Source organism: Tardiphaga sp. 619_E2_N8_4 (assembly GCF_051810905.1).
GTDB lineage: Bacteria > Pseudomonadota > Alphaproteobacteria > Rhizobiales > Xanthobacteraceae > Tardiphaga > Tardiphaga robiniae.
Genome location: NZ_JBPWQJ010000001.1, coordinates 2,538,187 through 2,550,342, shown reverse-complemented (window position 1 = coordinate 2,550,342; position 12,156 = coordinate 2,538,187). Strand labels below are relative to the sequence as shown.

Below are 12,156 nucleotides of genomic sequence, written 5' to 3'. Positions count from 1 at the left end.
TCGACGATCTCAAAAGGCAACGGGCCTAATCATTGCCGCCGTGCCAGTGCCCGGCCAATGAGAAATGCTGCCAACAACATACCGAGCGGAGCTTCACGCGTAAGCTTGCTTAGTATGTCGAGCGGCTTTCCGGGCTTTTTGCCTTCCTCGATTGCCTCTCCTATTGTTGATGCGACGGCTTTGACACCATCCGCCACGGCGGCCTTCAGATCAGACCATTGGTCACTTACACATGGCGTCTCTTGATCGGTCATGGCGCGTCCTCATCGGGTCGTTGCACAAGCACTCACTATGAGTATTGTTCCGGGCAAGACGGTTTTTCCCGGTCCAAGATCATTCCCGTTGCGCTTTGAAAACCTGGTCGGGCGGTTCGCGCGAGCCGGCGTCACGCAGAATAAGCGCTCTGCCGGGTAGCAACGGCAGGGCTACAGCGCCGAGAATGTTGGGCCTAGGGAGCATCGCCTTACTTCTTCACGACTGGCGGGGACGCTTTAAGAAGATCGCAACCGACGCGTGGCATTTAAGAACCAAGTCAGCGATTATCGACGGCGAATCGTCCCGTTGGGGACGGCACAACAGATTTGTCCGTGCAGCAAAAGGCACTGCGAGCGGGCCGCCCTTCAGACCAACTAGCTGAACTGAGCGCCGTTCTCAGACCCAAGCCTGATCCTCATCGACAGAGCTCGCGCCCGCACAAGGTCGCGGCTTAGGCGATCCTCCGGCCGGCCGCCTTGCCCTCTTCTAGAAATTTGAATTTATCGCCGTAACGAGCGGCTAATCTGAGAAGGCAGAGACAATCCTTAAAGCAAACTTTGGTTCCAAATCTGACGGTAAAAGTGTTCTTGTGCCGCGTATGTGGGGGAGCCTACTCTGACCTGCGACTCCCGTGCCGCTAAACGATGGCAGTTATCGCCTCTACCAGAGGGATTGGTTCGCGGAAAGTGAATGATGCCAAAAACAAAAAACGACCGCAATCTTTTAGAAAGCGAACGCGCCTTCCGACTTCTCGTTCAAGGCGTCACAGATTATGCGATCTATCTGCTCGACCCCAACGGCATCGTATCAAACTGGAATGCAGGCGCCGAGACGATCAAAGGGTATGGCGCCGACGAAATCGTGGGCCAGCACTTCTCGGTGTTCTATCCGCCGGAGGATCGCGAAGCCGGACTTCCCGCCACCGCATTGGAGGCCGCACGCCGGAATAAGCGCTTCGAAGCGGAAGGCTGGCGGATGCGGAAAGACGGTACGCGGTTTTTCGCGTCCGTGGTTATCGACGCCATTTATGAAAACGATGTCCTTGTCGGCTTTGCCAAGATCACGCGGGACATCACCGAACGGATGCAAGCCCGCTCCGCATTGAGCGAAAGCGAAAATCTTTTTCGCCTGTTGGTGAGCAATGTCACGGACTATGCGTTATACATGCTTGATCCGGAAGGTCATGTCACCAGCTGGAACCTCGGCGGTCAGCGGATCAAAGGCTATCTTCCTGACGAGATTATCGGTCAGCACTTTTCGCGCTTTTATACCCCCGGCGACCGGGACGCTGGAAAACCAGCGCGTGCTCTCAGCATTGCACGTGAAAAGGGCCGTTACGAAGAAGAGGGCTTACGCGTCCGCAAAGACGGCACGTTCTTTTGGGCGAGTGTGGTCATTGATCCCGTCCGCAATGACGCAGGCGAGCTGATCGGGTTTGCCAAGATCACGCGCGACATCACAGAGCGACGTCAAGCAACGCAGCAACTTGAACGCATGCAAAAGCAGCTGGCGGAAGCGCAGAAAATGGATGCGCTCGGTCAGCTGACCGGCGGAGTGGCTCATGACTTCAACAACCTCCTTATGGCAATCACGGGTAACGTTCGGCTGATCAAACGGCATGCCATTGTCCCCCGCGTGATCGAGGCAGCAGGAGCGATTGAGGCAAGCGTTCGTCGCGGCGCGGCACTTACTCGTCAGTTGCTGACGTTTGCGCGGCGTCAGCAAGTCGCTCCGACGCTGCTCAATCTTGAAGAGACCGTGCAAGCTGTACGCGAGGTCTTGGCTACCGTTCTGGGTAGCGCGATCAAGCTCGAAATCTCCGTACCGGCCGGAGTTTGGCCAATCTTCGCGGATCCAACCGAACTCGAAACTGCACTCATCAATCTCAGCATCAACTCTCGTGACGCCATGCCCGACGGGGGCACCTTGACGATTACGGCAGCAAATTACCGGGTCAGGGATGGAGAGGATAAAGGCGAGTACGTGCAGATCAAGGTGGCTGATACCGGCGCAGGTATTCCCGAGGACGTCATTGCGAAGGTGTTCGATCCGTTTTTCACGACCAAACCCGTCGGCAAAGGAACAGGATTGGGACTCTCACAGGTGCATGGCTTTGCCAACCAGGCCGGCGGTCGTGTCGAAATCCAAAGCAAGCTCGGCGCTGGTACGGAAATCACCATTCGGCTTCCGCGTGGCGAAGGCCATGCAGGTGCGCACGAAGCAGAGGTTCTGGCCAAAGGCGCCGGCAATGTCCTTCTTGTTGAAGACAATCCGGATGTTGCCACCGCCAGCGCCGTATTTCTGGAAGAGTTGGGATATCGCGTGAAATGCGTACCGGACGCGGAGTCCGCATTGCGCGAGATCGAGCACGACGGCATCGACCTCGTTTTCAGCGATGTCGTGATGCCTGGAAAAATGGATGGTCTCGGCCTGGCCCGCCATCTTAGGCAGAATTACCCGAACATCCCCGTCGTTCTCGCAACGGGCTACAGTGAGGCAGCGCGGAAACTGGGCTCTGAATTTTTGCTGTTGCGAAAACCTTACGAGCTTCATGAGCTGAGTAGTGCCTTACAGACAGCCCTTCACCAAAGATCGAAGGGGGCTCTATTAAATTGAACCACAAACAATGCACCGGATCTTACGCCCACCTGTCTTGACTAGCGTCAGCCTCATCGGCTCATGACACTTTGCCTGCCATGGCGAGAGCCGATGGAGCAAGGCGAAGGTCCCTCATGGGTTCGCGATGCGGACGATGCCTTCGATTGCGTGGCCGTAATTTTATCTAAATGCAGAGTGTTGAGAACGCAGTTTAGATTGGAACGCATCTGCGAAATGAACGTAATAAGGGCGCCATGTCCCTTCTGTCAGACTCCACGTTGCAGATCGTCTTGCTTGCCGCCTTGTTCGTTGTCCTTGAGGGCCGCGGCGCCGTTTCGCGCCAGCTTTGCAACGTGCTTTTGAAGATCAAACTGTTTTCGCGTTCATCAGCGTGGAAGTGTTTGCCATGGTCACAAGGGACGGAACCACAATCCCCGGGATAGACGCCGAGCAGGTGGCTAAGCTTGAAATTGCACGTCGGATTTTGGAGCAGGCACGGGCTATCCTAGCAAAGGCGGCGAAGGACTAGGCCTCGCTCCTTCCTTCACGGCCTGCCCGGTTGCGCTCATCTTGCGGCCGGCGGTCGGCAACGGGACGCCAGCGGGCCCAGCGGATCGCCTTAATGGGGCGGGACTTCAGATCTTGGTGACGTTGACGCTGTCGGCCTGATTGCCGCCGCGGCAGTAGTAATAATTCGCATGGCAGGCGGCTCTGCTCGGTGGATGGACCAATGTCAGCGGTACATCTTGGGAACAACACTAACAATTTTCACTTGGTCATACAGTGACGTCGCCGGACGCTTGAACTCGCTTTCGCAGTCTCAACGATCAAGGTCGCCTAGCTCTCCGCGCCTTGAGCTTTGGCTTCTAACGACCTTTTCCGGCGTGCTTGCGCCTGGGCGATGCCTCGCTTGGATCTCTTTGGAGGCAGCGTCTTTGCCCACGATTCACCAGCAAAGGCCGTTAAGCGGCCGCGGAGTGTTTCATGAAGACTGCACTAGGAAGTGATCCGAGACTTAACGGCGATGGTCTCGTCGATCGTTTCAAAGATCAGTTGCTGATCGTTATGTTGAAGCGGCTTGGCGGCGGTCCATTACGGATTCCAGTCGAGGAAATGGACCGGACTGGAACGGACCTAGCGTCGTTTCGCCTTGTCGGCGACGACTTCGTCGTGAGTTTATTCAAACCGCATTAGGATGGCCGCGGCCCGCTGGCGCCTACGGCCCTTCGCATGTGCGGTTGGTCCTTCGAACGATCGACTAGATAATGCTTAAAAAGAAAGGCCGCATCGCCCATGACGACGTGGCCTTTGTCCTATCTGCTTACTGTAGGACAGTGCCCTACCGGTTTCCGAAATACGCCTGAGCCTGCTTCAGAGCCTCGGACGGGTCGTCGAACTTGTCGCCGGCGAAACTCTTCATGGGGCTCCAGTGGGGTCCGTGAGCGGTGATATGGAACCACCCATCCTCCCCCCGTCGGACGCGTCCGACGATCTCCTGACGCTCGGCCCAGACGAGCAGCCACGTCTGGGAGTTCTCGTTGTGTGGCTGCAGCTCGATGGTCGCCATATAGTTCGTCCAAAAGGAGTGCCCGAGGACAACGCCAAGATTGGGAGTCGTTCCAGCAGATCGGAACTATCGGTGCGCTGCGGACTTCATCGCATGCTCGCCAACTGCCGTGAGGACACCGCCATTCTCGCCCCTTCCGAATGTCATAAGCTGCTAGAGAATGCGCAGGCCTTCGCCGCGAAGCTCTCAAGCCGCGCCTTTAATACGGACAGAACTGCTCACATCGCACCGGACGTCTGGACGGACTTCCGCTTCAGCGGATTGGCTATGAGCCCACTGCCTCATGAGCTCGGCGGCAGCAGTCTCTGGGACCCGCGGTTCGGCGCCGAACTCTGCACCATCCTGCGTCTACTCGGCGCAGCGGACCTCTCGCTTGCCCGTATATTTGAGGGCCACGTCAACGCGGTGGGGCTGGTCTGCCGTTACGGAACACAAGCGCAGATCGAAGGTCTCGCGGGAAGCGTGCGTGATGGTGCGCTATCCGCAGTATGGGGCGCCGACGACGCGCAGGGCCTGAGGATCACCCCGGAGCGGGATGGCAACGTCCTCAAAGGCCGCAAGATCCTGGCGTCGGGCGCCGGGTTCGTGACGCGTCCCCTGGTTACCGCATCAGCACCGGAGGGGCAGCAGATGTGCCTGCTCGACCTCGAGATCGGATATGCGCACGACACGTCCAGCTGGCAGGCGCAAGGCATGCGCGCGACGGCGACCGGGACGGTCGACTTCACCGGGCGACGCATCACGGATCGTGAGCGGATCGGCGCTCCCGGCGACTTCATGCGACAGCCGCACTTCTCGGGCGGCGCATGGCGCTTCTGCGCCGTCCATACCGGCGCAACGGAACGGCTAGTCGACCTGTTCCGAGAGCACCTTAATTCCTCAGCAAGGGGCGAAGACGCGTATCAGCTCGAGCGCCTTGCGACTTGTGTCGCCGACGCGACGACGGCGCGCTTTTGGGTGGAGGACGCCGCGCGCCGTCTGGCGGTCGAAGATGATCCAGAAAGCATCGTGGCTTTCGCCAACCTCACCCGGATGGTTGTCGAACGATCCGCCCTGACTGTCATGGAGACCGTCCAGAGGGGCATCGGGCTTCGGGCGTTTGTGCGTCCTCACGACGTTGAGCGCATCTGCCGCGACCTGGCGACGTATCTGCGGCAACCGGTGCCGGACCGCGCCATGAGCGATGGGGCTCAGGTCTTTCTGAGTTCGTCGCGGTCGGCAGGAGACTTTTAGTGAAGGTTTCGGAATATCTCGAAGTGACGAAGGCGCTTCCTATCATCTCGCGCGAGGCGCTGACGGAGGGTGCGCCCTTCTTAATTCTCTCGCCGCACCCGGACGACGAGACGTTAGGTCTTGGCGGTCTGATCGCTCAGGCCTGCCAAGCAGGCCAGAAGGTTCACGTCGTGTTTTTGACCGATGGTGCGGGTTCGCACCCCCGGTCGGTCCAGTACCCTCCGGAACGGCTGGTCGATCTCCGGAAGGCGGAAGTCAGGGCGGCAGGCGAAATTCTGGGCCTCCATCCGGCGTTCGTACGCCATCTCGACCTCCCCGACACGCAAGCCCCTCTGGAGGGACCCCAGTTCGACGCGGCGGTCCGCGCCGTGTCCGACCTTCTTCAGGAGACGGGCGCAAAGGCCTTGTTTGTGACGTGGGATCAGGATCCGCATTGCGATCATCAGGCGGCCGCTGCCATCGCCAAGGCGGCCGGAGTCGCCAACCCAGCTGTCAGGCTCTGGGCGTACCCCATCTGGGGGTGGCACCTCGATCAGGACGACGATGTCCCAGGCTTCCCGCGGGGCCACCGGCTGGATATCGCTGGAGAACGTGATCTCAAGCACCGTGCTATCGCGGCCCACGCTTCGCAGATGTCCACGCTTATCGAAGACGATCCAACGGGCTTCCGGTTCACCGAAGAGACGTTGGCGCCGTTCCTTGGCGAGCACGAGTACGTTTACGAGGTCTCCCGATGAGGAGGCATATAGAGAGTTTGCCCGCTTCATACTTCGAGGAACGGTACCGGCAGGATATCGACCCCTGGGGATTCCGAACCAGCGCCTACGAGCGGGAGAAATATGACCGCACTCTGTCGGCTCTTACGCGCGCCCATTACGATCGTATCCTCGAAGTTGGCTGCTCGATCGGGGTCCTGACGGCAAGGCTCGCGCAGCGAGGCGGAGAACTGCTGGCGATCGACGCGTCCCGCACGGCGCTGGAAGCTGCGCGAAAGGACGCGCCGCCGAACGTCGCCTTCGAGGAATGTGTGCTGCCGACCGAATTCCCGGACGGCGCCTTCGACCTCATCGTGCTGTCTGAAGTGCTGTACTACTTCAGCCGGGCCGATCTCCTTTCGGTGGCCGAAAACTGCTGCAGGGTCCTCGCTCCCGACGGAGAGATCGTCCTCTGCCACTGGCTGGGCGAGACTGACTATCCGCTGAGGGGAACGGAGGCCAGCGACGCTTTCGCCGACGCCGTCGTCAAGCGAGTTCCGGCTCGCCGGATCCTTCGCGATGAAGTCTACCGCCTGGAGCGGCTGTCCGCGTGATTGCGGCGGCCCTCAGGCTTGCGACGATCATTCTGGCGATCGCGATCTGCCGAGGCAGCTCCGAGGGGCGCAGCGTCCGGTGAACCGTGAGAACAGGACTTCTGCCCGATACGGCTTCCCATGCCTCACGAAGCGTCGCCTCCTCGGCACGGAGGTGACGAACGAAGTCGGAGGGAATGCACAACCGGGCGGACATCGGCCCGTCTTCGAGCGCACTCTGCCACGCCCGGCGGAAAAGCGATCGGTACATGGCGCGACGGGCGATCTGCAAGGCGGGCTCAAGATCGTCGTCGCAAGGAGCATTCAAATCGGCGAGCCGGCGTTGCATGGTGTCGGCCGCTCCGCCAGGCGCCCGCCCCAAGATCCGACAGGACGTCTGGACGACGACGTCGAGCGAGTGACGAACCTTGAATCCCGCCTCGTCCAACGCAGCCGTAAGGGCGGCGTCTTCGCCGAGAGCGCGTGCAGGAAGTCCTCCGATGGCCCGATAGGCCGCCACGGTTACGGCCAGGCTCGCGCCCGAAGAGACACGATGGTTCGGCCAGGGATCATGGGCTCGCGGATCACAGCGCGCGATGATTTCCGCGGCAAGGCTGAGGTAAGTATCTTCGAGCCTACCGCGGGACAGGAAATCCCGTCCAAGCGAAACGATCTCGAGCGGTTCTGCATCGATGTAGCCTGCCACGCACTCCACACCGTTCGCCAACTCGTGGAGGTTAGACGAAAACCACGCGGGGCCGACGCAGCTATCGGCATCCGTGCTCATAATTACACCGCCCGGGCCGAGCGCATCGAGGCGGTCGGCCGCAAGGTCCATTGCACGCTTCCGCGCCCAGCCGGCGTTGGCCATCTCCGACGGCAATTCGTCCTCTATGACCACCACCCTCTGCGGGACCGAGTCGGCGAAACGTCTGGCGACTCCCGAGGTACCGTCAGTGCAATTGTTGGCGAACACCAGGATCTCGAACGCGTCCGCGGCAAGGGGCGCGCCGAAACGGTCGCGCTGGACGGCCAGCGCAGCGATACACCGCTCGATCCGGTCGGCTTCGTTGCATGTCGGAATGGTGACGATCGCGAAAGGCTCGATGTTCGTATTCATAAGGCGGAGCGTCCTGGCGTAGGTGCGCCTGCTAATCGCCAGGTTCGATGCATGTTCCCTCAGCTGGGCCGCAGCGGCTACTCTATCAAGAGACTGGCGCGAAGGCCTGTCCATGTTCCAGGTCGTATCGCTCTCCAGGTTTTAGAGCGAAGCTTCTTCATCTGCCTTCCGCTGATGTCGGCGTACTTGCTGATGGCCGCAGGCTTGGTCCCGCGATCCGGGCGCAGGCACCCTCACGCCGGATGCGCATCCGTATCACTGTCGATGTCACTGCGCCGGAGCAGATAATCTAGACCGCCGACGCGGTACCAGCGATAGGCATATGCTTCCAGCATCAGGTGGTGCTTGCCATGGGCATCGGCGCGGTTATGGTCTTCCGTCAGAAGATTGATCAGGTGGTCGCCCTGCTTGCCATCGAGGCCGAGTGCAAATGACACTTCGCGTGGCTGTTCGTCGAGATTATGCACGAACAGCACGGAGTTGTTGCGCCAGTCGTAGCGGATCGCCAGCACGGCAGGGTTGCGCGTGGCGATGATGGTGAAGTCGCCCCAGCCAATTTCGGGGACCTCCTTGCGCATCCGGATCATGCGCTCGGTCCAGTTCAGCATCGAATTGGGATCGCGGCGCTGCTTGGCGACATTGACGTGATTGTAGCCGTAGGGGCCCTTGTCGATCACAGGATTCTTTGACTTCTCGCTCTTGGTGAAGCCGGCACGGGGTTCGTTCGACCATTGCATCGGCGTCCGCGCGCAGTTGCGTTCAGGCAGCGTGAGATCATCACCCATGGCGATCTCGTCGCCATAGCGCAGCACCGGCGTACCCGGCAGCGTGTACATCAGACTGTAAGCAAGCTCGAGCCTGCGTCGGTCGCCGCCGAGCATTGGCGCCAGCCGACGTCGGATGCCGCGATGGTAAAGCTGCATGTCCTTGTCCGGGCCGAATTTCGCGAACACCGTCTGGCGTTGCTCGTCGGTCAGCCGGCCGAGATCGAGCTCGTCATGATTGCGCAGGAACAGGCCCCATTGCGCCGTCGCCGGGCGTGGCTTGGTCACCTTCATCGCCGCAGCCAGTGGGCGCACGTCGCCGGAGGCCAGCGCATAGAACAGGTTCTGGTTGACGTGAAAGTTGAACATCATCTGCATGCGGTCGCCGTCGCTGCCGAAATATTCCATGTCGGTTTCCGGCAGCACATTGGCTTCGGCGAGAATGATGGCGTCGCCCTTGCGCCATTGCAGGAATTCGCGGAAGGCGCGCAGCATGTCGTATTGTTCGGTGGGCTTGTTGACCTTCGGTCCCTTGGTGGCGATCACGAAGGGCACCGCATCCATGCGGAAGCCGGAGACGCCAAGCTGCAGCCAGAACCCCATGATCTTCAGGATCTCGGCCTGCACATAGGGATTGGATGTGTTGAGGTCCGGCTGGAAGTCATAGAACCGGTGGAAGAACCAGGACTTCGAGGTCGTGTCATGCGTCCAGGTCGATTTCTGCACGCCGGGAAACACCATACCCTTGTTGGCATTGGGCGGCTTCTTGTCCGACCACACATACCAGTCGCGATAGCGCGAATCCCTGGCGCTGCGCGCGTCCTTGAACCAGGCGTGCTGGTCCGAGGTGTGATTGACCACAAGGTCGATGATGACGCGGATGCCGCGCTGGTGGCAGCCATGGGTGAATTCGACGAAGTCGCCTAGCGTGCCGTAGCGCGGATCGACGCCGTAGTAGTCGGAGATGTCGTAGCCGTCGTCCTTGCCGGGCGAGGGCTGGAAGGGCATCAGCCAGATCGCGGTGATGCCGAGGCCGTGAATGTAGTCGAGCCGCCGCGTCAGGCCCTTGAAGTCGCCGCAACCGTCGCCATCAGCATCCATGAAACTGCCTACGGAGAGGCAGTAGAAGACGGCGTTCTTGTACCAGAGGTCGTCGATCATGTGGCCCTTTGGTCGTGGTTGTGTCGCGACCGGGTCGCGTCGATCAGCCGGGACTCACTCGGAATCGTTGGAGCTTGCCGACGGCGCACACGTCCAAAATCGCAACGCCATTTTCAGTCCTGAACCATGAGAGCTCGACGCGAAGAAAAGATCCATCGGCTACACGAGCCGCAATTACTTTGGCCGTGCGGATGAAGTCGATTAAACTGCTGGTGCTATCAATGGTTCCCGTCAACACAGCGATCCTTATAAACAGCATGTGCGAATAAAGCGGAGTTGTCGTTTGGTGTCAGTGTCGACTATGACAGAATGCTAGCAACTGGACGGCGCGGAAGTCGACGAGTTTCAGCCCAGCGGCATCCGGGACGTCGCGGCGCGCCGGCAAAGATTGCCGACCGGGCAAAAAAACCTGGGATGCACGCCGTGCAGCATGGCACCGGCCGTTACCCACAACAGTCCGATCGTGTCGAGGATTCCAATTCGGGAACAAGCGGCAATTTATAATGCCCTTTGCTGACGCTTATTTTATTTCTGGGTTGAGTGAACGAACTCAATGAAACGTCACGAGGATTCCCTATGAAGTGGGTGCCACTGACGCGCAACTTCTGATCAGACGTTTGAAAGGCTATTAAAACGGAGGCTCAACCAATCAAGCGTCGCGAACATCCGATGTGAACTTGTAGAAGAGACCCGACGAATCAACGGTATGTTTCTCGCATCTGATCTGCTCATCCGACTGGAGGAGGAAAGGTTTTTATTACCGATCCATTTTGAGCAGTTCCGGTAGCCGCCGCGCGAAAATGCGGGCGGTTTTTTATGCGCGAGCCCGCGACGATTTCGAACAAGCTAACGGGGACGCAGAACGCGGCGCCCATCAGCACGTGGCGCCCTCCCCGCCATCGGATAAAATGGGGATATGCAGGACCATATTTTCGATCTTCTAATGTTGGGCATCTTACTCTTCGGCATAGCGCTGATCCTTCAGACACACCAGGAGCCAAATGACGGCTCGTTCTGATGCGCGAGGGCGACACCCACCGGCCATCGTCTAAAGAGGTAGGAGCCGCGTTTTGATTTGGCGCGATCCGGAGACGTCGCATCGAGTCATAATGAAAGAGGCCGCCAACTGAGGCGGCCGCTCAAATACTACCTACTGCCCAATAAAGCAGTAGGAGGACCAAAACCACGAATGCAGTAATCAGCCCGGCTATGCCTAATGCGAGAAGGACTCGGTAGAGTCTGTCTTCCATTGTGTTGCAATGCCAATTCGCGCCTATTGTTCCGCTTGCCCATCCCGACGCTCATCGAAATCGTCGCCGCCCGGACGGCGGCACGCCACAAAGGCGCTGTGATGCCCGCCCGAACTCTCCCGCCATCGCTCTCCCGCCCTGCTCGAGACATGGACATCCGGTACGGCGACGTAGACGTCGGCACCATCGCTCAGCAAGACTGGAATGCGAACCCGGAAAGGTCTGGCATCTGAAAATGGACCTGCGGCTTCTATGGGACTACATCGAGCCTAGGCGTCGCCACCCGCAGTCGGTTCTCCAGTGCATGCCTGAAATACCTGACCGTGACGATGCAAATCGCCGCTCTGGAGAGTTTGCAGAAGGGCTATGGCCAGTTGAGGATCGTAAACGAAGCCCCGGTCGTTGAGCGAACGGCTTCGATCACGACGTGAAAAGCTTCGACTTAACAGTGGGGCCGTCCCCGAGACATTTACCCGGCCCCGTCTTGCCGCCAGACAACGAGCGCGCGCTTATTTCGCGGATTTTCCAGCGGAGGCATACATGACGATGATTGAGCATTACCGGCCGGTTGCTGATGACCGCATTGAATTTCACAATGCGAACGTTGCCAACAGCCGGCTAAGTTACGCGGGAGACCCGTCCTTTATTTTGGCTTTGAAATGATGCAAGACGAACAGACGGACGGCCGAGGTTAAGTTCACCTGAGGCCCGTTGCGGTCGACCAGTCTGACAAGGGCTGCTGGGCTCGTCCCTCGTTCACTGGCAATTTCCTTTAAAGCGCTCCAAAACTCAGGCTCAAGGCTGACGCTCGACTTCGATCCGTCGGCTTTAACGAGTCCCTGCTTTCTCCTTTTCGGCTGAGGCACGCTATTTCACCGTTTTGGTTTGCTGATCGACAGGTGCCTTACCTTCGTTTCTGA

The 12,156-nt window shown here is 59.3% G+C and carries 11 protein-coding genes; 6 read left to right on the top strand and 5 right to left on the bottom strand.

Features of this window, described 5'->3' with window-relative positions; translation table 11 throughout:
- Positions 1-29: 29 nt before the first annotated feature.
- Positions 30-254, bottom strand: coding sequence for a hypothetical protein (locus tag AB8A23_RS12180; protein ID WP_439059613.1), 225 nt, complete (start codon positions 252-254; stop codon positions 30-32).
- A 694-nt stretch (positions 255-948) separates the two neighbouring features.
- Between AB8A23_RS12180 and AB8A23_RS12175 the strand changes: the two genes are divergently transcribed.
- Both AB8A23_RS12175 and AB8A23_RS12170 read left to right on the top strand, forming a co-directional pair.
- A complete protein-coding gene (locus AB8A23_RS12175) occupies positions 949-2,871 on the top strand; it encodes a PAS domain S-box protein (RefSeq protein ID WP_439060533.1) in 1,923 nt (640 codons plus the stop codon).
- 966 nt (positions 2,872-3,837) lie between these two features.
- Positions 3,838-4,047 (top strand): hypothetical protein, encoded by a 210-nt coding sequence (locus AB8A23_RS12170; protein WP_439059614.1) that lies wholly within the window; start codon positions 3,838-3,840, stop codon positions 4,045-4,047.
- A 145-nt stretch (positions 4,048-4,192) separates the two neighbouring features.
- On the opposite strand, the gene AB8A23_RS12165 is transcribed toward AB8A23_RS12170, so the two are convergent.
- The gene (locus tag AB8A23_RS12165; RefSeq protein WP_068738721.1) at positions 4,193-4,420 is read right to left on the bottom strand and encodes a hypothetical protein; all 228 of its coding nucleotides are present in this window, start codon (positions 4,418-4,420) and stop codon (positions 4,193-4,195) included.
- A gap of 93 nt (positions 4,421-4,513) precedes the next feature.
- On the opposite strand from AB8A23_RS12165, the gene AB8A23_RS12160 reads away from it, so the two are divergent.
- The 3 genes from AB8A23_RS12160 to AB8A23_RS12150 are packed head-to-tail and all read left to right on the top strand — an operon-like array spanning position 4,514 to position 6,962.
- The gene (locus tag AB8A23_RS12160) at positions 4,514-5,653 is read left to right on the top strand and encodes an acyl-CoA dehydrogenase family protein (RefSeq protein ID WP_439059615.1); all 1,140 of its coding nucleotides are present in this window, start codon (positions 4,514-4,516) and stop codon (positions 5,651-5,653) included.
- A complete protein-coding gene (locus AB8A23_RS12155) occupies positions 5,653-6,390 on the top strand; it encodes a PIG-L deacetylase family protein (protein WP_439059616.1) in 738 nt (245 codons plus the stop codon). Before AB8A23_RS12160 ends, AB8A23_RS12155 begins: the two co-directional genes overlap by 1 nt.
- Positions 6,391-6,407: 17 nt before the next feature.
- Positions 6,408-6,962 carry a class I SAM-dependent methyltransferase gene (locus tag AB8A23_RS12150; RefSeq protein ID WP_244499902.1) on the top strand — a complete coding sequence of 185 codons (555 nt, stop codon included), beginning with the start codon at positions 6,408-6,410 and terminating at the stop codon, positions 6,960-6,962.
- Here the strand turns inward: AB8A23_RS12150 and AB8A23_RS12145 are convergent.
- Together AB8A23_RS12145 and AB8A23_RS12140 are read right to left on the bottom strand one after the other, a co-directional pair.
- Positions 6,895-8,061, bottom strand: a complete 1,167-nt coding sequence (locus AB8A23_RS12145; RefSeq protein ID WP_439059617.1) for a glycosyltransferase — start codon at positions 8,059-8,061, stop codon at positions 6,895-6,897. The genes AB8A23_RS12150 and AB8A23_RS12145 overlap by 68 nt on opposite strands.
- A gap of 233 nt (positions 8,062-8,294) precedes the next feature.
- Positions 8,295-9,986: an alpha-amylase family protein gene (locus AB8A23_RS12140; RefSeq protein WP_439059618.1), complete on the bottom strand. Its 1,692-nt coding sequence runs from the start codon at positions 9,984-9,986 to the stop codon at positions 8,295-8,297.
- Between the two features lie 1,790 nt (positions 9,987-11,776).
- On the opposite strand from AB8A23_RS12140, the gene AB8A23_RS12135 reads away from it, so the two are divergent.
- On the top strand, positions 11,777-11,899 hold the full coding sequence (locus AB8A23_RS12135; protein ID WP_439060590.1) for a hypothetical protein: 123 nt from the start codon (positions 11,777-11,779) through the stop codon (positions 11,897-11,899).
- Here AB8A23_RS12135 and AB8A23_RS12130 read toward each other — a convergent pair.
- A complete protein-coding gene (locus AB8A23_RS12130; RefSeq protein ID WP_081422132.1) occupies positions 11,860-12,102 on the bottom strand; it encodes a ribbon-helix-helix domain-containing protein in 243 nt (80 codons plus the stop codon). The two genes, AB8A23_RS12135 and AB8A23_RS12130, sit on opposite strands and share 40 nt — an antisense overlap.
- Positions 12,103-12,156 lie beyond the last annotated feature (54 nt).

Excerpts from the sequence above, each read along its gene's own strand:
- AB8A23_RS12175 (WP_439060533.1), top strand. The coding sequence starts at position 949 with ATGCCAAAAACAAAAAACGACCGCAATCTTTTAGAAAGCGAACGCGCC.
- AB8A23_RS12160 (WP_439059615.1), top strand. The coding sequence starts at position 4,514 with ATGCTCGCCAACTGCCGTGAGGACACCGCCATTCTCGCCCCTTCCGAA.
- AB8A23_RS12170 (WP_439059614.1), top strand. The coding sequence starts at position 3,838 with ATGAAGACTGCACTAGGAAGTGATCCGAGACTTAACGGCGATGGTCTC.
- AB8A23_RS12145 (WP_439059617.1), bottom strand. The coding sequence starts at position 8,061 with ATGAATACGAACATCGAGCCTTTCGCGATCGTCACCATTCCGACATGC.
- AB8A23_RS12135 (WP_439060590.1), top strand. The coding sequence starts at position 11,777 with ATGACGATGATTGAGCATTACCGGCCGGTTGCTGATGACCGCATTGAA.
- AB8A23_RS12180 (WP_439059613.1), bottom strand. The coding sequence starts at position 254 with ATGACCGATCAAGAGACGCCATGTGTAAGTGACCAATGGTCTGATCTG.
- AB8A23_RS12140 (WP_439059618.1), bottom strand. The coding sequence starts at position 9,986 with ATGATCGACGACCTCTGGTACAAGAACGCCGTCTTCTACTGCCTCTCC.
- AB8A23_RS12165 (WP_068738721.1), bottom strand. The coding sequence starts at position 4,420 with ATGGCGACCATCGAGCTGCAGCCACACAACGAGAACTCCCAGACGTGG.